Annotated in this window: 17 protein-coding genes; 10 read left to right on the forward strand and 7 right to left on the reverse strand. The window is 42.1% G+C overall.

What is annotated here, in order from left to right; all coding sequences use genetic code 11:
* The first annotated feature begins 99 nt into the window (after nt 1-99).
* From AC5WJX_RS05450 to AC5WJX_RS05465, 4 genes are all read left to right on the forward strand, one after another.
* Nucleotides 100-627, forward strand: coding sequence for an Mpo1 family 2-hydroxy fatty acid dioxygenase (locus AC5WJX_RS05450; RefSeq protein ID WP_494483682.1), 528 nt, complete (start codon nt 100-102; stop codon nt 625-627).
* Between the two features lie 112 nt (nt 628-739).
* Complete coding sequence (locus AC5WJX_RS05455; RefSeq protein WP_494483683.1) at nt 740-3,544, forward strand: TonB-dependent receptor; 2,805 nt, start codon at nt 740-742, stop codon at nt 3,542-3,544.
* Between the two features lie 168 nt (nt 3,545-3,712).
* Nucleotides 3,713-5,110, forward strand: a complete 1,398-nt coding sequence (locus AC5WJX_RS05460; protein WP_494483684.1) for a beta-helix domain-containing protein — start codon at nt 3,713-3,715, stop codon at nt 5,108-5,110.
* A gap of 98 nt (nt 5,111-5,208) precedes the next feature.
* On the forward strand, nt 5,209-5,721 hold the full coding sequence (locus AC5WJX_RS05465; protein WP_494483685.1) for a DUF6705 family protein: 513 nt from the start codon (nt 5,209-5,211) through the stop codon (nt 5,719-5,721).
* Nucleotides 5,722-5,724: 3 nt separating this feature from the next.
* On the opposite strand, the gene AC5WJX_RS05470 is transcribed toward AC5WJX_RS05465, so the two are convergent.
* On the reverse strand, nt 5,725-7,476 hold the full coding sequence (locus tag AC5WJX_RS05470) for a bifunctional lysophospholipid acyltransferase family protein/GNAT family N-acetyltransferase (protein WP_494483686.1): 1,752 nt from the start codon (nt 7,474-7,476) through the stop codon (nt 5,725-5,727).
* A gap of 71 nt (nt 7,477-7,547) precedes the next feature.
* Between AC5WJX_RS05470 and AC5WJX_RS05475 the strand changes: the two genes are divergently transcribed.
* The 5 genes from AC5WJX_RS05475 (at nt 7,548) to AC5WJX_RS05495 (ending at nt 12,708) form a co-directional block, all read left to right on the forward strand.
* A complete protein-coding gene (locus AC5WJX_RS05475) occupies nt 7,548-8,441 on the forward strand; it encodes a ComEA family DNA-binding protein (RefSeq protein ID WP_494483687.1) in 894 nt (297 codons plus the stop codon).
* Between the two features lie 2 nt (nt 8,442-8,443).
* A complete protein-coding gene (locus AC5WJX_RS05480) occupies nt 8,444-8,974 on the forward strand; it encodes an adenine phosphoribosyltransferase (RefSeq protein WP_440427681.1) in 531 nt (176 codons plus the stop codon).
* A 188-nt stretch (nt 8,975-9,162) separates the two neighbouring features.
* A complete protein-coding gene (locus tag AC5WJX_RS05485) occupies nt 9,163-10,335 on the forward strand; it encodes an acyl-CoA dehydrogenase family protein (RefSeq protein ID WP_494483688.1) in 1,173 nt (390 codons plus the stop codon).
* A gap of 423 nt (nt 10,336-10,758) precedes the next feature.
* Nucleotides 10,759-10,953 (forward strand): 30S ribosomal protein S21, encoded by a 195-nt coding sequence (rpsU, locus tag AC5WJX_RS05490; protein WP_440427677.1) that lies wholly within the window; start codon nt 10,759-10,761, stop codon nt 10,951-10,953.
* A 570-nt stretch (nt 10,954-11,523) separates the two neighbouring features.
* Nucleotides 11,524-12,708: a hypothetical protein gene (locus AC5WJX_RS05495; RefSeq protein WP_494483689.1), complete on the forward strand. Its 1,185-nt coding sequence runs from the start codon at nt 11,524-11,526 to the stop codon at nt 12,706-12,708.
* Nucleotides 12,709-12,788: 80 nt separating this feature from the next.
* On the opposite strand, the gene AC5WJX_RS05500 is transcribed toward AC5WJX_RS05495, so the two are convergent.
* From AC5WJX_RS05500 to AC5WJX_RS05515, 4 genes are all read right to left on the reverse strand, one after another.
* A complete protein-coding gene (locus AC5WJX_RS05500) occupies nt 12,789-13,508 on the reverse strand; it encodes a LytR/AlgR family response regulator transcription factor (protein WP_494483690.1) in 720 nt (239 codons plus the stop codon).
* On the reverse strand, nt 13,505-14,533 hold the full coding sequence (locus AC5WJX_RS05505; protein WP_494483691.1) for a sensor histidine kinase: 1,029 nt from the start codon (nt 14,531-14,533) through the stop codon (nt 13,505-13,507). The genes AC5WJX_RS05500 and AC5WJX_RS05505 overlap by 4 nt, the downstream gene beginning before the upstream one ends.
* Entirely contained in the window at nt 14,533-15,948 is a 1,416-nt protein-coding gene (locus AC5WJX_RS05510; RefSeq protein WP_494483692.1) for an alpha/beta hydrolase family protein, read from the reverse strand. The genes AC5WJX_RS05505 and AC5WJX_RS05510 overlap by 1 nt, the downstream gene beginning before the upstream one ends.
* A gap of 245 nt (nt 15,949-16,193) precedes the next feature.
* Nucleotides 16,194-17,603 carry an aminotransferase-like domain-containing protein gene (locus AC5WJX_RS05515; protein ID WP_494483693.1) on the reverse strand — a complete coding sequence of 470 codons (1,410 nt, stop codon included), beginning with the start codon at nt 17,601-17,603 and terminating at the stop codon, nt 16,194-16,196.
* A gap of 113 nt (nt 17,604-17,716) precedes the next feature.
* On the opposite strand from AC5WJX_RS05515, the gene AC5WJX_RS05520 reads away from it, so the two are divergent.
* A complete protein-coding gene (locus AC5WJX_RS05520; RefSeq protein WP_494483694.1) occupies nt 17,717-18,748 on the forward strand; it encodes a zinc-dependent alcohol dehydrogenase family protein in 1,032 nt (343 codons plus the stop codon).
* A 258-nt stretch (nt 18,749-19,006) separates the two neighbouring features.
* Here AC5WJX_RS05520 and AC5WJX_RS05525 read toward each other — a convergent pair whose 3' ends face one another.
* Nucleotides 19,007-20,536, reverse strand: coding sequence for an IS1182 family transposase (locus AC5WJX_RS05525; RefSeq protein WP_494483695.1), 1,530 nt, complete (start codon nt 20,534-20,536; stop codon nt 19,007-19,009).
* Nucleotides 20,537-20,832: 296 nt separating this feature from the next.
* Nucleotides 20,833-21,504 carry an NAD(P)H-dependent oxidoreductase gene (locus AC5WJX_RS05530; RefSeq protein ID WP_494483696.1) on the reverse strand — a complete coding sequence of 224 codons (672 nt, stop codon included), beginning with the start codon at nt 21,502-21,504 and terminating at the stop codon, nt 20,833-20,835.
* Nucleotides 21,505-21,573: the final 69 nt, after the last annotated feature.

Here is a 21,573-nt window from a genome sequence, read left to right on the forward strand (position 1 = left end):
GGCAGTTGCGATTAAACCTGCAACACCAGCCAGATTAATCTTACCGAATTTATACATGGAAAGCGGCAGTTTATCTGCCGCTTTTTTTATTTTTACCACATGGCCAAGATCCAGAAGCAAACACCAGCAAAAGCAATTCAGAAACGGGAAATTGATGTACTTTTCGACAAGTATGCAGAGAGTCATCAAAACCCAACCAATAAACTGATCCACTGGATCTGCGTTCCGCTGATCGTGTTCAGCCTGCTTGCGCTGGTATGGGCGATACCCTTTCCGCAACTGGAATTCCTGGGTAAGTACAATGGCTTTGTAAACTGGGCATCCTTCCTTATTGCTTTTGCCATCTATTATTACTACAAGCTTTCGCCGGTAATGTCTTACTTCATGCTTATTGCAGTGTTTATCATGAGCTTTTTCATCGTTATGCTGGAGAAATGGGAGCAGAGTGGCGGCCCTGCCATGTGGGTATCAGCACTGGTAATCTTTGTGTTAAGCTGGGTTGGACAGTTCTATGGGCACAAGGTGGAGGGGAAGAAACCCTCCTTTCTGGACGATGTTAAATTTCTGTTAATCGGCCCAATCTGGCTTTTACACTTCATCTGTAAGAAAATCGGCCTCAGATACTAGTTAGAGGCACATTTAACATCAGCTTAACACAGTCTTTAATGAATGGTAATGCTAGGCTAACTTTGAGCTAACAAGCTCAAGCTACTTTTGCTTTAAATTAAAATTAAGCAAATTGAAAGCAAAAGTTAATTATACGCGCAGCGTATTAACCCTTCTACTTCTTTTCATCAGCAGTTTCAGTATCGCTGCCCCAATCGGAAAGATTTCCGGAACGGTAGTAGACAAGAAAACCGGCGAAACCCTGGTCGGTGTAACCGTTAAAATTGCGGGTACCAAAATTGGTGCATCTACCGATATCGAAGGCCGGTTCCTGATCGCTGGTGTAGCTACCGGACGATATACCCTCGAAGTATCTTATGTTGGTTACGTTACACAGACCATCTCCGACGTGGAGATCAAAGAGAATACCATTACCCCGCTAAATGTCGTACTTGAAGAATCCTCTGAGAATAACCTGTCAGAGGTTAAAATTACCTACAAGGCTAACCGGGAGTCGGTCAACAACCTTTATGCAAACCAGAAGGCCAGCATCAACATTTCCAGCGGTATCTCTGCAGAACTGATCAGAAGAAGTCCTGATAAGAATACCTCAGAGGTATTGAAACGTGTTAGTGGTGCGAGTATCCAGGACAATAAGTTCATCGTAGTGCGGGGATTGTCTGATCGTTATAATTCAGCGATGCTGAACAATGCCGTTTTACCTAATACTGAGGTTGATAAAAAAGCATTCTCCTTTGATATCCTACCTTCTAACCTTATCGATGCCATCGTTGTAAATAAAACCGCTTCAGCGGATATCCCTGGAGATTTCTCTGGTGGTGTTGTGCAAGTGACCACAAAAGATTTCCCGGATACCAAGTTCCTGAACTTCTCTTTAGGTACAGCGTATAACTTCCAGTCGGCATTCAAAGACTTTCAGCGTTCTGAAAGAGGCGGTGCTGAGGTGTTTGGCTTTGCAAACAAGGACCGCGAAATACCTGCAAACTTCCCTTCGAAGAATCAGTACCTGAGCTTACCCCTCAATGAACGTGTGGCACTTTCCAGACAGTTCCCTAATAACTGGGGGTATAACAACGTGAAATCTGTGTTGGGCCCGATCTTTCAGGCAAACTATGGTACCAGCAAGCGGTTTAAAGACGATAGCCAGTTTGGAACCGTACTATCACTATCTTACCGTTATGATGAACGTTTACGCAAAAGCGAGCAGATCGCCTTTATGGGAGACGCCATCGGTGATCGGTTCAGTGACAACGTATTCAACTACAATACAAACATCGGTGGATTGGCAAACTTTGCCTATTCCTGGGGAACAAATAAAATTGCGCTAAAGAATATCTATAACCGCGTATTGGAAAACCAGTTCACTGCACGTGAAGGTATCGATGATTCCGGAAGCGGATTCTTCAGAACAGCAGATTATCTGCTTCAACGCTCTTTAATCTCCACACAACTTACGGGTAATCACCAGCTGTCTGAAAAGAGCAAGATTAAGCTTGACTGGAACCTGAACTATGCAAACACGGATCGTAAAGAACCAGGTTTCAAAAGAATGGAGTATCAGCAGGAGAGCGGTCAAGGTGGGTATACCCGCGCAAGTATTCCTTCCTCGGGGCAAGCAGATCCAAGGCTTGCTGGAGATTTCAACTCCCAGCTGAATGAAAACTTATACGGTGGAGCGTTAGACTTGACCATTCCAGTTAGGTGGATACAGGAGAAAAACAAGATAAAACTCGGTTATTTTACTCAATACAGGAAGCGCGACTTCGCTGCTAGGGTACTTGGATTTATAAGAAATGGCCAGTTTGATGCAGATCTGTTAAACCTTCCGCAAGATCAGATCTTTGCACCTCAAAACATTCGTGAAAATGGTTATGTGTTAAGCGACATCACAAACGGTTCGGATGTCTATGACGCAAATTCTTTCCTGAATGCAGGTTATGCCATGTTTGATGGTTTTGTAACCGAGAAACTAAGGATAGGTGTAGGTGCCAGGTTGGAGTCCTACAATCAAAAGCTGAATAGTGCAGATAATGCCGGTACTGAAATAAATGTAGATACCACGTATGTTAACCTGTTGCCATCCCTTAACCTGATATATAATTTAACTGAAAAAGCAAGTGTGCGTTTATCCGGTTCACAGACCGTAGGTCGCCCGGAGTTCAGGGAGATCGCACCCTTTGGCTTTTATGATTTCAACAAAAACGTAACTGTAGTAGGTAATCCAAATCTGAAGCAATCTAAAACGACCAATGTGGATCTTGGCTATGCACTTTACCCATCTGCGGGACAAGTATTCTCCGTTTCTACCTTTTATAAAAAGTTTGATTTGCCTATTGAACAGCGGCTGGAGCTGGGTAGTACCGGAAGGATCTTCGGCTACGGAAACTCCGAATCTGCCACCCTATACGGAGTAGAGATGGAGTTTAGAAGACCATTAGACCTGATCAGCGAAGATTTAGCGAACTTCACATTCAGTGCAAATGCTTCCTATATGAAATCAGAAGTGAAGGTATCCACAACGATAAATAGTACTGGTAAACGCCCACTGCAAGGTCAATCTCCATACTTGATTAATGTAGGTTTGCAGTATAATTCAAAAGTTGAAAACTCGACTGGGATAAGTTTACTATATAACCGGATTGGAAAACGCATCTGGGCTGTTGGTAATGTGATCGATCCGGATATTTATGAAAATCCAAGGAACGTTCTTGATTTGCAGCTATCAAAACGCTTTGCAAAATCGAGGGCTGAGATCAAGCTAAACTATAGTGATATCCTGAACAACCGTGCAATCTATTATCAAAAGGCAAAAGGTGCAGATCCTGATGCATCGTATGACAAACGTACAGATAAGTTGAATATCGCGGATACCTTTGGTTCCACGCTTACGATCGGTTTTTCTTACCGGATCAAGTAAATATAAATACCTATTCCTGCAAACAGCTATGGCGACAAACGCTATAGCTGTTTGTGTTTACCGACAAGTTGTTCATGTTAATTTAACAACAAACAAAGGTATTGGTAACGCTTAACTAACATCCCGGTAACATACCCGACCTACTTTTGATTAAACAAAATAGCAAACATGAAAAGTAAATTTAACCTTAGTCTTATAGCCGCAATGATGGCAGGAACCGCTCTGATGAGCAGCTGTTCAAAAAGCGACGATCCGACTGTTGACCCAATTGTTGATCCGGTTACTCCACCTACAGGCTCTGATGCATCTCTTGCAGATTCATTCTTTGATAAAGTGGCTTATAAAGGTGCTTTTGGAACAACAGACTGGACTAAAGACTGGACGAACTTTGATCCTAAAACTACGGTATACCCTGCTACAACGGAAACCCTTGAGGGTACAATAGCAGCCAACAGAACCCTTGATGCTTCTAAAGTTTATCTGTTAAAAGGATTTGTTTATGTTACCGATGGCGTAACCCTAACCATTCCTGCCGGAACAATTATCCGCGGTGACGAGGGGTCAAAAGCATCCCTAGTAGTTACCAGAGGTGGAAAAATCATGGCTGAAGGTACTGCATCTAAACCAATCGTATTTACGTCAAACAAAGCTGTAGGTTCTAGGGCGCCGGGTGACTGGGGCGGAATAATAATCCTCGGAAAGGCTAAAAACAACATTCCTGGTGGAGAAGGGCTAATTGAAGGTGGTTTCACAGAGCCTTTCGGAAAACATGGCGGCAGCAACGATGAAGATAACTCAGGTGTACTTAAATATGTTCGTGTAGAGTTTCCTGGTATTCCATTCGTGCCAGGTAACGAAATCAACGGTATTACTTTCGGATCCGTTGGTAGAGGTACCACGCTTGACTATCTACAGGTATCTTACTGCGGAGATGACTCATATGAATGGTTCGGTGGAACAGTAAATGCAAAACACCTTGTTTCAATCGCCAATATCGATGATGTATTTGACTTTGATAATGGGTATACCGGTAAACTACAATACTTAGTTGCGCAACGCGATCCTGCATTAGCGGATCAGGCGGGTCAATCTAACGGCATTGAATCAGATAACTCTGAAAAAGCGTTTACAACTGAGCCAAGAACACGTCCGGTAATTTCAAACCTTACCTTAGTCGGTCCGGGTACACCAAGCGATGGTAAACATGAAAATGCGAATCTATGGAGAAGAGGTTCTAAAATGGTGTTGGCAAATTCTATTTTCATCAATGCCAGATATGGTATCGACATTCGTGATAAAGAAACAGGAGATGCATTAACCGATGGTAGCTCATTGATCAAGAACAATATCTACCAGGCGAATGAAGCAGGTAAAGAAGTGATGGCAAGCGGTGCAACACCATCATTCGCTAACGTAGATCTTCTTAAAACCTACCTGACTTCTAAAGATAATGTGTTCATTGAAAAGGCTTTTGCTGACGCATTGCTAACAACACCATACAGCTTAACAGCACCAAACTTTACAGTGAAAGCTGGATCAGCAGCCGCTTCAGGTGCCTCATTCTAGAACATTGTGTGTTAAATAATCTAAAACTAGAACGCGTAGCGCCGAAAGGCCTGCGCGTTTTTTCATGCTAGCCAGCACAGACCATCATCAAAGCAATTATGAAGATTTTACGCACATTATTCATATTATTCCTCTCCATATCTTCCTATGCACAGACGATGGAGATCAACGGTAAAACCTACAAGAAAGGCGATCGTATCGAGACAGCAAATGTTACCCCTTACGAGGGTATATGGGAATGGAAAGACAATAACCAATTTTTTAAGCTTAAGCTTTATAAGCGTGTCGTTGATTTTGCTGGTAATAAGGATTATACCATGGAGGTTTTACTTGGACAGTACCAATATAAAATTAATGAAGTTGAAAAGTATAATTCAGTAAATGACACCACCAGATCTAACCTTGCTGCTGGCAGTATTCAAGCTGGAAAACTGATCTTCTTTATCACCGATGGCACCACCAAATTCAGAGGCGAAGGTACTATGGAGCTTCTTGGCGATGGTAGAATGCGCTGGCATATAACTCCAAAAAGACCAGAGTGGCGATTCACAAAGGATCAAATCATGAGTTTCTCAATCCCTTTAGAAATGATCTTATCCAGGCAGCCTTAATAGCTACATATTCTTCCCAATCTTTTCCAGCATCTCTGCAGGGATATTCTGCATATCGACCACTAGAAACCCATCAAGGCAATCCGCGAACTTCGGATCGATGTTAAAGCAAATGATCTTTGCATTCAGATTCAAGTACTGCCTTAACATGACTGGAATCTTAATATGTGATTTTTCAATCTGCGAAATCAGGCTGTCCAGATCCTTTAGACTATCGCTGGTATCCACAAGAAGTTGCGCATCAATCGGACTTAGGTCTGCTTTGAACTTGTTCTTGGGCTTCACATAAGTTGCAAGATCATAATCAAAGTGGTTCTTGGTGATAAAATCAACCATAAGCGATTTAGAAAACTGGGAGAAGTTATTACTGATGCTCACCGGTCCAAACATATAACGGTACTGCGGATTGTCTAACAGGTATTTCAAAATACCTTTCCATAATAGGTATAGTGGTAAAGGCTTCTGCTGGTACTCTTTTCTAATCCAGGAACGGCCAAGCTCAATACCTTTTCTTAAATACGGGTAAAAAGGTTCTTTGATCTTAAACAACTCAGAAAGATAAAAGCCCCTGCGACCGAAAGTATCCAGGATCTGATCGCCCTTACCAATGCGGTAGGCACCAACAATCATTTGAGCTTCTTTATCCCAGATAAACAGGTGGTGATAATAGATGTCGTAATTGTCGAGATCGATCTTCTTATTGGTACCTTCACCAACTTCCCGGAAGGTAATTTCCCGAAGACGGCCGATCTCCCTAAGGATGTTGGGAATATGGGTAGTCGGTGCTATGTACACCTCATAATTCTTTTCTGTCCATACTTTGAAGTCTTCCAGCTGCCCGATTTCCTGGCTGATGGCCACTTTAGAAGTCTCCTCAATGATCGGCTTTGGTGTTTTCAGAATTTTAAAAAGCCCGATTGGATTAAACAACTTGCGTTCTTCTTCCAATGCCGTTCCTAAAGCATAGGTCCTTGCCCGAAGGAAATCCAATAACTTGTTGCTGTTATTTTTATAAGAGATCTCATTGATGTCGATTGGCTTACCAATGCGCACTTTGATTTTTAAACCTTTTTTATTCAGGAACTCTGAAGGCAACTTCGCCGTACGAAGCGTCGGATGGATAAAGCTCAGGATATTAAACAGCACCCCATTGTTGCCATGAAAATATATTGGCACCACTGGAAGTTTAGCCCGGGCGATCAGTTTGCCAACCACCGGATGCCAAAGCCGGTCGGTGATCTCCTGTTTTTCCAATGAAAAGGTGGAAACCTCACCAGCAGGGAAGATCCCGATAGGCGTACCTGTTTTAAGCAGGTCCAGTGTGGCCTTAATACCGCTGATGCTGGACGAATGCTGAACGTTTTCAAAAGGATTTACAGCGACGAAAAACTCGCTCAGGTTGGGTATTTTCTTCAGGATAAAGTTAACCATCACCTTAGCTTCCGGCCGTACCGTGCATAAAAGCTTCACCAGCGCAAGGCCTTCAACACCACCGTAAGGATGATTCGCTATTGCGATGAAAGCGCCAGTCTTTGGAATGTTCTTCAAGTCCTGCTCATCAAACTCGATGCTCACGCCGATAGTCTCCAGGATCTTGTCTACGAACTCCAGTCCTTCGAAATGCTGGTTCTTAGAAAACACCTCATTGATGTCATTGAGTTTCATGACCTCCATCAGCAATTTAGCTAAACCTGGTACGCCGAGTTTATCAATTTTCGTGGCTTTCGCGAATTCCTGTGTGGTAATGATCTTCATGAATATGGTATTAAAAGCTTTTTTCAAAAATATGATTAATAATGTTAAAACCCGGGCTATACTGTACAGCTATGCGGAAATGGATCAATACCTACTTTAATTTTACAAAGGCGGAGTTCAATGGAATTCTGACGCTTTTTGTCCTGATCATATTGTTCTTGGCCTTGCCCAGGTTATATCGCTGGCTCCAACCAGATGCCCTGGAACCAGCTGACTTTGCTGAAATCAAAAGCATGAAGCTCGGCCAGCATTTCAAAGTGGAGGCAAAAAAGCCGCCCTTCACAAAAGGCGATCGTCCCGGCAGAATACTGAACTTCCATGCTTTTGACCCGAACACCCTGGATCAGGCAGGTTGGGAGGGCTTTGGCCTTTCGCCTAAGCAGGCTACCGCAATTATCAACTACAGGCGCAAGGGTGGCAAGTTCCGCAAAGCAGAAGATCTTAAAAAGATGTACACCATCCGGCCGGAGTTGTACGAGCTGCTTATGCCCTATGTACAGATCAGGGATACCAACCGGCAGCCCGTTCAGCAAACCTATGCCCATGCTACATTCACGAAGAAAACAGCCACAATATATGAGCTAAATGGCCTTGACACCACTGGGATGCAAGCCATCAATGGCATCGGACCGGCATTCGCCAGAAGGATCTTTAAGTACCGGGAACGGCTTGGCGGCTTTGCACAGCCAGAACAACTGCTGGAGGTATTCGGTATCGACAGCGTCCACTACGAACAGATCAGGCCGCAGATCCGCATCGATGAAGGCCTGTTAAGAAAGATCAACATCAATACGGCCGACTTCGAAACGCTGAGACAACACCCATACCTGCGGTATAAACAGGTGAATGCAATTATAGAATATAGGAAACAACACGGAAATTACAGTAGTTTTGCAGACTTAAAAAAGGTAGCCATCCTGCCTGCAGAAACTGTAGACAAGCTGGTGCCGTATTTTTCATTTTAGCTATGATTGAGTCAAAAATTAAAGACACCGTTAGAGATGTGGCTGATTTTCCAAAGCCAGGTATCATTTTCAAAGACATCACGCCAATTCTTAAAGATGCTGCTTTGTGCAGGGAAATCACCCAGGCATTAGTGGAGCGTTTGTCTGGTGTGCAGATCGATGTTGTGGCAGGTATTGAAAGTCGCGGTTTTCTTTTCGGAATGCTGCTTGCACAGGCCTTGAATGTTCCCTTCGTGCCGATCCGCAAAGCGGGTAAACTTCCCTTCAAAACCATTCAGCAGGCTTGCAACCTGGAATACGGCAGTGCTGTACTGGAATTGCACGAGGATGCACTAAGGGCAGGACAGCAGGTGCTTGTTCATGACGACTTACTGGCCACTGGCGGTACGGTTGTAGCAGCTGCAAAACTGATCGAACAACTTGGTGCAGAAGTCTCTGCTTTCTCCTTTATCATTGGATTAGACTTCCTTAAAGGTGAGGAAAGACTGGCTGAATTTAGCCCGGTGACCTTTTCTTTGGCTTCTTACACCTAAAATTCAATGCAACTCAGGCCTTTTTGAAAAAAAATCTCCTTGGCTTTGTGTTGCTGTGTTTAGCAGGGGATGGATTAACCAATCGGGATATTGAACTAAATACCATTTCATTCTGTTCTTGGGCAAATATTTTGTTGTAATTGCTGTTGTTATAATTCTTTATCATTGTGAAAATACAACACAACAACATGCTTGAAACATTAAGTGAACCAATGGGATACAGCTTTTCTGTATCAGAGAACCAGATGATGGTTAGGAGTATGGTTAAGGATTTCGCGGAGAAACATATCCGTGAACATGTGATGGAATGGGACGAGGCACAGATCTTCCCGGTGGAGGTATTTAAAAAACTCGGTGAACTGGGTTTGATGGGGGTGCTCGTACCCGAAACCTATGGCGGTTCAGGTTTTGGCTACCAGGAGTATGTAGACGTCATCGTCGGTATTTCAAAGGTATGCGGCTCTATCGGCCTTTCGCTTGCAGCACACAACTCCCTTTGTACAGGACATATATTAGTCTTCGGAAACGAGGAGCAGAAAGCGAAATGGCTGCCGAAGCTGGCTACAGCAGAATGGATCGGTGCCTGGGGCCTTACAGAAGCCAACACAGGATCAGATGCTTTAAGGATGATGACCACTGCCAGGCTGGAAGGCGACGAGTACGTGATCAATGGCGCCAAGAACTGGATCACCCATGGTAACTCTGGCGATGTCGCCGTTGTTATGGTGCGTACCGGTGAATCGGGTAGCTCTAAGGGTATCTCTGCCATCGTCGTGGAGCGTGGAACACCAGGTTTTTCTGCTGGTAAAAAAGAGAATAAACTGGGTATGCGTGCTTCCGAGACCACAGAGATGATCTTCGACAACTGCAGGGTACCGAAAGAAAACCTGCTTGGCGTTGAGGGTGAAGGTTTCAAACAAGCCATGAAAGTACTCGATGGCGGCAGGATCTCGATCGCTGCATTATCTCTGGGTATCGCCAAAGGCGCTTATGAAGCTGCGGTAGCTTATGCCAAGGAGCGCCATCAGTTCGGACAACCTATTGCAAACTTCCAGGGTATCAGCTTTAAACTGGCGGATATGGCTACAGAGATCGAAGCTGCAGAGCTTTTGATCAGACAGGCTGCCGATCTGAAAAACCGTGGACAGAAGATGACAAAGGAATCTGCAATGGCCAAATACTTCGCTTCAGAAGTTGCCGTGAAGGCCAGTACTGAAGCCGTACAGATCTTCGGCGGCTACGGTTATACCAAAGACTTTCCGGTGGAGAAGTTTTACCGTGATAGTAAACTCTGCACAATAGGCGAGGGGACCTCAGAGATCCAGAAGATCGTCATCGCTCGTGAAGTGCTGAATGCATAAAGAAGAATAACATCCATCCAACATATTCTAACCAAATATATTGTTGATCCGGCCCTTTCCATTTGAGGTGCCGGATTTTCTTGTGTCTACCACACAGTAGGACCATAATCGTCTTAGCTTACCCGCATTGGCAGCAATGATTAAGGGTCACAGAGGGGTAAATAGGGCCTCCAGCCGGGGTTGATCCGGCCAGGGGGCGAGTCAACCCCGGCTGGAGGCCGGGTCAAGGGCGGCTTGAGGGCGGCTCGACCCCAAAGCTGTCTTAGCCTATTATGGCTATAGGTCTTTAGCTGTTAATACTAACATTTCAGTACCAACCTTTCTGTTGAATTATTTCAGCGGGTATAATTATTGTGCTGATATTAAAATAATTTATGCTACCTTTGCAGTCCTAAAAACAACGAGAGGAGGTATTTCAACGTTATGATCATCATTAATATTAAAGACGGCGAATCATTAGATAAAGCGCTAAAACGTTTCAAAAAGAAGTTTGAGAAAACTGGAGTTTTGAGAGAACTGCGTAGTCGTCAGGCATACGAGAAAAAATCCGTAGCTCGTCGCATGCAAGTTAAACATGCTATCTACAAACAAAATATGCAATTAGAAGGAACGATCTAGTTCTTTTCAATACATAAATTAAAAGCGCCTGTGAAGCAATTCATAGGCGCTTTTTTGTGTTAGGGTGGACTGTACTGCAGGTAGATGTCTCTTCATATGAAAAGAGACTTGAGTATCTGATTGTAGATTAGCTTGCACCGATCTTACTTCTTGGAAATTGATACTTAAACGTTTCGACGAGCGATAAAAAATACATTGATTAATGAGACGGAACAATAAGACCGGTTTGTGTTTAGATAAGGGTTGAAATCAGCGAGGTAGTCAATATTGGCTTGTTTGCTAAAAGTGATCGATTAGAGAGACGGAGGTTTTGGAGGAGCATTTTGGATTATCATTTACTCATTATCAAAAACTAGAAAATACCGTTTGATTAATGGAATGAGTTCTTGATAATTGGGGGAAGTACCAATGGTCGGGGAGGGGAGCGGACAGGTTTTATACTAGCTCTTTTTACCTGGTCAAAAATTGAGGGAATAATGATATTGCATATTTGCAAATAGATCTGATGTTACTTTGATCTCAATACGTGATTTGAAAGTATAGTTTATATAAGTATCTTGATCCATAGCGATGATAAAATATATTTTAACTCTCCTTGTACTACCACTTCTCTTTTCGGTCACTAATGGACAAACAGATCCCATTGCTGCCGCTACTTATCACTTCAAGTTGGAGAATGGAGCACTTACAGGTGCTGGAGCAGATAGTCTAAAAACAAACATAGCACAATCGCAGTTTTTTCTAATAGGCGAAGAACATGATATGGTGGAGCTACAACAACTCACTGCTGCTATCATGCCGTTTCTAAAGGCAAGTGATTACAGGCACTTCGCGGTAGAAATAGGGCCTGCTTCAGCAAGAAAGCTCACATCTATTTATGAAAAAAAAGAGTCTCTTGGTGTATTTAACAGTCGTTACGCAAAGTATTTAGGTCGAGGTCCTTTTGGCTTTTTTGATGGCCAGGATGAAGAATTACTTCTTAAAGGAGCTATGAACAATGGCATGAATTTATGGGGTATTGATTTCGAAAACTATAATGCGTCTTTACTCATTTTGGATGAGCTTTATCAACAGTCATCGAGGGATAAGCAAATCAAAGTAGCTTATGAGGATGCTCGAAAATACGTTATCAATGAATATGCACTGGACAAGGTGACCAAAAAATACCCTTTGTGTGCTAATTTCTTGTCGTCACCACTCATCAAACGTTTTTTCTCACTAATAGCAGAAACCCCCGAAAATAAGTGGTTGATAGATCAGATTACCCAATCCTGGAGACTATACCAACAAGAACGTTTAAATAACTGGCATCCGAGAGTGATAAATATGAAGAGCAACTTTGTTCAATTATACAAGGAAGCGTGTAAAAATGAAAGCCTGCCGAAGGTTTTTGTAAAGTTAGGAGCAGTACATACTGCGAGGGGAACCAGTTCTAGTGGGTTTCAAGAGGTTGGCAACACTCTTTATGAACTGGCAGAGTATAATGGTACAAAAGCCTTCTCCGTGATTTCTTTTGCCAGATATAGAATTGATGAAAAGGGTGTTTTAACGGATGAGTTGGATCCTGATGATTCACAATTGTTAAAGTATACTGATGAAAAAAGCTGGAGCTTGATTAATCTGAAGCAATTGGCGAAAGATGGTTGGGAAGGGAAAATAAAACTCTCTAAAACAATGCAAAACTACATGCAAAAGTATGACATGATTCTTATTCCACCTGCAACTAAAAGGATGGAGCCAAACTATACTCTTTAAGGGTAAAATGTTGTGGCCTTCGAATTGGTAATTCTCATTTAACGGTAATTTCATGGATAACTTAATGCTAACAATAGACTCTATAGGCCGTAATGGGCCTTTATTTTACCTACCTGACGGCGGGAAACTCGAATCTCCTCCCCTGTAATCAGTGTTAGTTTAAGTCTGCTACCTGGCAATTCAGCAACATCCATGATAAATCTTGTGTTAACGAGCTGTTGGCGGTTCGCTCGCAAAAAGAATCGCTCGTCGACACTATTGCTGATTTGCTGTAAGGTTCTCAAGATAAGTGGACGTTCCTGATCAAAGAAGACCTGCGTGTAATTTCCCTGAGATTCAAATATGCGGATTTCCGCAACCGTCACAAACCAAGATCGGTTCCTGTCTTTTACGAATATTCTATCGGTAAGTTGTAATCTATCTTCATCTTGGGTATCCAACTTCTGTTTAAGCAATGCTTCGGCTTTTAAAATTGCTTTTTCAAGCCTTTCCGCTGAGATAGGCTTAAGCAAATAATCAATGGTATTAAAGTCAAATGATTTTAATGCATATTGATCAAATGCAGTTGTAAAAATGATTACAGGAACGGTGTCTAACTCCTGTAGAATTTCAAAGCCATTTTTCCCTGGTAGATGAATGTCTAAAAAAATAAGATCTGGCTTAGTTTGCTTTATCAACTGCAAACCCGATTCTGCTGCATCTGCCTCACCCAGAATTGTTATGTTAGGGTGATTTTTCAACAACTCCAATAGTTCTTTCCTTGCCAGCCTAGAGTCTTCTACAATTACAGAGGTAATCATTCTTTGATTAAAATATTGACAATCACAAATGGTGGCTCTTCTGATATCATGAGTTTTGCCTTTCCAGGATAAATCAGTGAAAGTCGTTCGGAAATATTGTTCAATCCAATACCCAGACTATCTTCCAATGTATTTTTAACCTGCAGCGTTCCGCTATTCTTTACACTCAACAGCAGTTCCCCCTTTTTACTGCTCACCTCAACAGCAACTATGCCTCCTTCTTTAGTTAACGCAATTCCATGCTTAATTGAATTTTCAACTAATAACTGTAGGATCATTGGAGGGATACTTTTCTGGAGTGCTTCATCATCAGAAACAATGGTATAATGGAGTTTATCCTCATATTGGAGTTTTAGTATATCAAAATACCGCGTAAGTATATAAATTTCCTCTGTTACAGTGATAAGCTTTTCACCGGAATACTGTAGAGAATGCCTAAATATGTCAGCGAACTTGATAAGCATCTCTCTTGCCAGTGTTGGATCCTCAAGGATTAATGCCCGGATATTGTTCAATGCATTAAATAAAAAATGGGGATTGATCTGAGATTTGAGTGCGCCGAGCTGCGCCTTTTGTACTTCTGCCTCAAGCTTCCACTTTTCGACTTCATTGGTATGGTACCTTCTGATCAGGTGGTAACTCATGTAAACAAAATCCCAGGCAAGCACGATCGTCAGCAGAGGTGCCAAATTAAACAACAATGGTAAAAAATTGATGCTCAATTTCGCTGCAAATGGTAGAGTTATTAAATAAATGAAGCCAATCCATAAAAAAGATTGCAGCATGCCTGTAGCTAATAAGGTCAATATAAACCTGCCGGGTTTAAGCCTTAAAAAGGGTTGGCGTTTTAAGAAGAACCGATAAGCTGATGTAACTATAAAGCCACCTACAGCCATACCGGTAAAATTAAGCACTGCAATTGTCGCACTGAAGTGACCGGCAAAGTATTGGACAGAAAAGTTAATCAGACCAATTATTAGCCAGACAAGAACCTGTAATGCCCAAAACCACGATTTTTGTTTCACTACAGTTTATTAATCCAGGTGGATACTTTTTCTAGTGCTAGCGGATTTACAGTTTCACTAATTTCAGCATACTCACTTACGGACCCGGTTGTTGCTTTCTGCAATAAATGGTTGAGGCCTGATAGTGGTACAATCTCAAACTTTTTATTCCCTGCTTTGAGCAGGCTTGTCTTTATCCCATTTAAATTTGTTTCGCTATCAACCTGCGAATCTAAAGTTCCATTTATGGCAAGTACAGGACATTTAACCTTGGTAAGGTAATCTGCTGGATTAAAGGCAATGAAATACCTGAACCAAGGCGTATTCAGCGCTTTGGAATTTTGCCTCACCAACTGCTCGATCTTTTCTGGCGAAGGATCACCAGGTTGATCACCACGGATTACCGAATATAGAACAGTATCCATCTTTATTTTGAAATCTTCAGCATTTAACGTTTTATAAGTGCCTATGGCAGCATATATTTTCCTGTTCAGGGATGATATTGAAACATTAATACTATCTGGAGCACCTGCAAGGCGTAGTGACTCACTATTCTGTTTTACCATCAGTTCAGAGATGGGCACACCGGGTCCGGCCAGCAGTACCATAAACTTTACCCGCGGATTGCGAACCGCTACAATTGGCGCAATCATGCCACCTTCACTATGACCTAAAAACCCAATAGAAAGTCCTTTAAGATCCGGTCGTTGACTGATATAGGTAATTGCAGCTTCTGCATCGTCTGCAAAGTCTGCACTCGTTGCACCGGCCTGTTGACCAGTAGACTTGCCCACACCACGGTCGTCATATCTCAATACGGCTATCCCATTTCGGGTAAGCCAGTCGCTCCAAACCAAAAATGGCCTGTGGTTAAAAGGCAGGATTTCTTCGTCCCGGTTCTGCCCTCCTGAGCCTGATATTAATACCACGATTTTAGAAACCTTACCACTTGAAGGCATGGTCAGTGTTCCTGATAGCTGGTTACCAGCCTTAACATTCTGAAAGCTAATCTCTTCCTGTTTGTAAGGAAACTCTGTTGGATCCTGTGGCCTTTTTGCCGGTTTAGCAACTGTCGCTATGTGTTCCGAAGCTTTAGAAAGGATAAGTGGCAGGTTTGCTGGGCCTTGTTTAAAAATTCCCCTGATAATGTTGCTGTCTGGGAGAAAAGTGCCTTTGTAGCTGATGCCAAGGTTTGGCGCTTCAATAGTAATATCATTACCGGCTATAGTGGTGGTGCTGGTAGGTATCCCACGAGCGCCCTGATCAGGACTATCCATTGTACTGGTAAAACCGGAACTAGCAGCACTGATGTTAAATGCAATACGTAATGTTGTTCCCTGGATCTGCAGCGCTCCAGACCAGGAACCTGTTAGGTCTTGTGCATTAAGTAAAGTTGATAGTAGTAATAGAGATAGAAGAAGCGTAATTTTTTTCATTTTTCTAGTTGTATTGGGCCAAATATAAATGATCCGTACGCTTATTCTGTCAAATTGTGATAAGCGGTAATACAAACTGATGAGTGGTATAAAGAAGGTTACTGTACTATAGTACTAGGCAATATGTCCTACCCGTCTCGTGTCTATCAAAAAACGGTCTATTTCTTATGGCTGGCTACACTTCATTAGAAAAGAAGTAGATTAGTGATAATGGGGCTATTATTACTTCCTGTGTTCATAGCTAACTACATTACTTTTGCCAGCACCTTAATTGCTTTATCGATTTTATTGTTCCACAATGGGCAGCAGTTCAATCGTATATAATTATTATAGTAGTTGAAGGATGAAAAAATATGCCCAGGACAAATACCGATTCCTTGGCTTAGTGCCCTCTTCTGAAAGTCGAATGCATCAATTTCATTTGGAAGCTCTATCCAAATGCTTAGCCCACCTTTTGGTATCGCAAGTTTGGTTCCATTAGGAAAATGTTCGGTTATCGCTCCGATATACTTGATCATTTGCCCTTGAAGATCATTTCTCATTTTTCTAATGTGCCTATTATACAAACCACTTTCCAAGTACTTTGCAATAGCATATTGAAAGATACCATTGGTAGAAATGTTAGATCCAAATTTTAACTTTTCTATGCTCTGATGGTATTTACCTGATGATACCCACCCTATTCTAAAGCCAGGCGCCAGCGTCTTTGAAAAGGAAGAACAATAAAGCACATTATCATATTTGTCATAGGCTTTTGCAGGAAGGCCATTAGCACTATCAAAGCCTAATTCACCAAGGCAATCATCTTCTATTAGCGGAACATTCTTTTCACCTAACAATTCAACCAATCTGATCTTATTGCTCTCAGGCATTGAAAATCCAGTGGGATTGTTGCAGCGAGGCATAAAAACACACGCGGTAATCTTGTTTTCTTGAAGTGCCAATTCAAGGTCTTCGATACAAAGTCCGGTCTCCGGGTCAACCCTTATTTCAAGTGCTTTAAGTCCACGCCGCTCTAAGCTTTGCAAAATGCCATGGTAAGTTGGGGATTCTACAGCTATGATATCACCTGGAGCTGCAATTGCATCCAAACAAAGGTTGATAGCTTCCATTCCTCCATTGGTTACCAATATCTTGTCAGAGGCTACAGGATATTGCCATTCCAGGGATAGTTTTGCTATTTGCTTAAGCAGATGAGGATGTCCGTCTACAAGTGGATATTGAAAATTATCATTACCAGCCTCAGCAAGTGAAGCCTTCACGAATTTGTTTAAACTTGTTATCGGTAGGAACTCATTGACAGGTGCCAGGATCGAAAAATTGATAATGCCATTTTCCTTCGCATTCTTCATCATCGTAGCAGCCATTGAAGTAATCTCAACATCTGCTGGAAGCATCGGATAAGTTTTTGTCTCAGGAACATTTAATGTCCCTAATGAATTTACAACATAACCTGAGCGTGGTCGGGATACAATAATACCTTTTGCTTCAAGCAGTGAATATGCCTGGAAGGCAGTGTTCATACTTACCTTATGATCTTTCACAATCTGACGGACTGAAGGAACCTTATCCCCAGCTTTTAAATTTAGAACCCTTATCGTTTCTTCAACTTTTTCCGCAATCTGTTCGTAACGAAAGCTTTTTCCTGTCATCATCTGTATCAAGAATATAGTCACAAAGTTACAAACTGTTCTCGTTTTTTTTGCTGAGTCTGCCCCTGTTCTTGTAGTTATTTTAATCCCATCTTTGTCCCTAAATAAAAATGATCATGTCTGAAATAAATACAACAATGAAAGCTTGGCAGCTTCATGAATTCGGTTTAGATAACTTAACACTGGGTAACATTGCTACACCAGAGCCAAAAGCGCACGAAATTTTAATTAAGGTAGGTGCTGTATCTTTAAATTTTAGGGACAAGGCCATCGTTGATGGGATTTATGAGCCTGAAATGATACCGAAGCCTTTAATCCCTGTATCGGATGCTGCCGGTACTGTTGTCAGCGTTGGTGCAGATGTTACAAAATTTAAGGTTGGAGACCGTGTAATATCTCATTTATACTCGCATTGGATAGATGGTGCTCCGGCTTCCGATGAGCCTGATTATTGCCTTGGTGCTCCTTATCCAGGCGGTCTTGCTGAGTATATGATACTCGAAGCTGAATCAGCCGTACTTGCTCCATCAACAATCACTGATGAAGAAGCCTCAACATTACCAATTGCTGCTTTGACCGCATGGTTTTCACTGGTAACCTATGGTAAATTAAAGGCAGGTGAAACAGTTGTTATCCAGGGAACAGGCGGTGTATCAATCTTTGGCTTGCAAATAGCACATGCTCTTGGTGCCCGTGTGATTGTCAGTACCAGCAGCGATGCCAAAGGTCAGAAGGCAAAGGAACTTGGTGCTGATGAAATCATCAATTACGTTACAACACCTGATTGGGCAAAGGAAGTTCAAAGGTTAACTAATGGCATAGGTGCTGATCAATTATTGGAAGTAGTAGGTGGCGAGGGTTTGAACGATTCCATTGAAGCAACTAAGGTAACAGGACAAATTTCTGTTATTGGATTTTTGGCCGGCCAAACCACTAATCTTGACCTGATGCGCATCATCTTCAGACAAACCAAAATTCAGGGGATTGCCGTAGGCCACTTAACTGCATTTGAAGAAATGAACAAAGCTTTTGATGAATATAATATCAAGCCGGTAATTGAAAAGGTATACCCATTTGAACAGGCCGTTGAAGCATACCAGCATTTGGCAAAAGGGGCTTTCGGAAAAATCGTAATTAAGGTCTCTTAACTCCAAATTCTTAAGAATTCTGCTACTCATGCTACTGTTTAAGTGCTACTTGCGCCAAGGCAGTAGCATTTTTACGTTATTTCAGCCAGAATTGGTGGGTGGGTCTATAGTTAACGTCTAGTTTTCAGATAAAAGGCTGTAATTTTTAAATTCATTATTATTTCAGGTTTAAACATGATTTATCATAAAAGGGTGGTGGCCGTTGCAGAAGGGGTATGTTCTTTAAACCGTTGATTCATCAGATTATGTATTCCGCCATTAGGACAACTGGTACTGATTAACTGGGTTAGTGGAAAATGCAAGTAAGTGCTGCTGTAGGGTGTTTATAATGGCTTCAAAGAAGGCTTGGAAAGGCTTTCGACCTCCTTTTTTCAGGTACTTTTTCAAATTGAAGGCAATTGCAGCCATCAGCATGACTTTATGGGCGTCGGCTTTACCGAGTACACCTATTTTTCGTAATCCATAGTATTGAGTCAAACTTCCAAAGACAGGTTCCACTGTACTTTGCCTCAGTTTTTTCATTTGTTTGCCTCTTTTACTTTTTTGTCTACTGTAAGCCCTCAAATACTGCTCGTCATAAACCGTCCTGGTGATCTTTCTGCATGGTATATTTGGTACGCAGGTAGATTTCATGGGACAAACTTTGCAATCCTTGGATGCTGCATAGTAGTTTTTCAATACAGTACCATCCTTGTTCGTATGAAATCCCGTGAATGGTAAGGTTTTGTTCATCGGACATCTGTATTCGTCCTTTTCCTTATTGTAAGGAAAGCCTTTGATCTCAGGTTTATACATGCCAAATACGGGTATCCATCCGGTAACATTTCTTTGTTCAAGAAACTTGTAATTAAAGCCGTTAGAATAACCTGCATCTGCCAGCAGGTCCGTCAGTGCAAGTTCGTTTTTCTTTAAGCGGTTTTGCACCTGCATTCCAATGCTAGGGAGATACTGGCTGTCTCTGCCATCGGCAAAGTCTGCCTGAATATGTGAAATTACACCTTCAGCTGTATCCACGGCCATACTGCAGTGGTAGTTCAGTTTTCTGGCTTTGCCAGGCTTTACTGATATACGGGCATCCGGATCATGCGGATTGTAATGTGTTTTGTTGCTAAGTAACTGTGCTTTTTCGTGTGATGCCCCTGGTGCCCCAACTGGATTATCAAGCAGGCTTTGATGGCGTTTTTTAACCCGACTTAACTCGTGCTCTGGCGCAGTTATTTGCCCTGAGCTAGGTGGATCATTATTCTTTTTAACTTCCCGATTCTCTTCTTCCACTTTTTTTAAATGGCTATCAATAGAGGTTGCAGGTGTTTTCAGCACCACACTTTCCATTGATGCGTTTGCTTTAACGGGCGCTGAATCTACCGCCTGAGTATGACCGGAAACCATTCCACTGTTTACACAAAGGGTAAACACCTTGTTGAATAGCTTTTCAAATAAGGATGCCGGATAAAGCTGCCTTGTTCTGCTGATTGTTGAATGCCATGGCAACTCTTCATCTATATCAAAGCCCAGAAAATACAATACATCCATCCGCATGGAGCAATGCTCTACCAGCTTTCGGTCGGATGTAATGTTTTCCAGATAGCCTGTAAGCAGTAGCTTGAAAAAGACCACCGGATCAATAGACGGGTTGCCGGTCTTGCCATAAAGTTCTTTTGTGTCTTTGTATAGAAAGCTCAGATCAAGCGTTTCGCGGAGTTTGCGGTACAGGTTTTCCTTTGGAACCCGGCTCGAGAGCTGGAAGCTGGTGAACAGCTTTTCGGTATAATCCTTTCTGCCTTGCATGCCTTTAATTTACGCATTTCAGCAATTTTATAAAAGCAAAATCTGTATTTATTCGAGTTGTGCAACAGCCACGGTGGAATAATGGAGTATACAAGATTTGGCACAGGCCAAATTTGTTGAACAAACTACGATTTCTCTTTTTTGCCATAAATCATTAATTGGGTCAGACCTGCCCGTGCCGTCCTTTTAGAAGAGGATATTGCGAAAAGAAAGATCGATCGCCTATATTACAGCAAAAGAAAAAAGCTTTTAGTCCTTGGTCTTATTAGTTTTGATTCTTTATTTTTTCCAATTCCTTAATCCCTCTTGCGGAGCCTTTCAGAAAGTTGCTTTTGATAGATGCGAATCTCATTTTCATTTGCTTTACTAACACCAAGAAATACCAGAGGTTCCAGATAGGTCATCCCCAGGTAATTGGCACTCGCTTTCATCGGAGCCAAAACCTCCCCAATCGTAAGACCTACTTTTCCAACATGGGAATAAGCGTCTTTATCTGCACCTGCGGTCACTACAATCAACATCTCTTTTTCCTTCAGTGCTTGAGGAGCCCATTGGTACCAGACCTCGTTAAAATAGGCTTTAAGCATCGGTGTCAGATTAAACCAATGAATAGGATACATATAGACGACCCTATCTATCCCTTCATAAGCTTTTCGTTCAGCCTCCACGTTAATACCACTGATGTCGTTACCATATAATGTTTCCAGGTTTCTATAAATGACCCCATCCATATTCTCCACAGTCTGCTGTAATGCTTTATTTATAACAGATCGATCCGGATAGGGGTGTGAAGTTATCACCAGTGTCGTGGCTTTCCGATTTCCGTTGTGTTCATCAGTTTTTGACTGCCCATAAACACCTATTCCCCATAACATTGTTGAAGCCCAAATGATGGCGGCTATCCCGGTTTTTACATTCCCAGTTGTATTCTTGACAACTCTTCCTTTTATTCTCAATTCTATATCCATTTTATTACAATTAACTGCCAATAAATAAGGTGAAGACCCAGTTAGATTTATTCGCAGTAACATCGGCTT

This window comes from Pedobacter sp. NEAU-ZC8 (assembly GCF_059278965.1).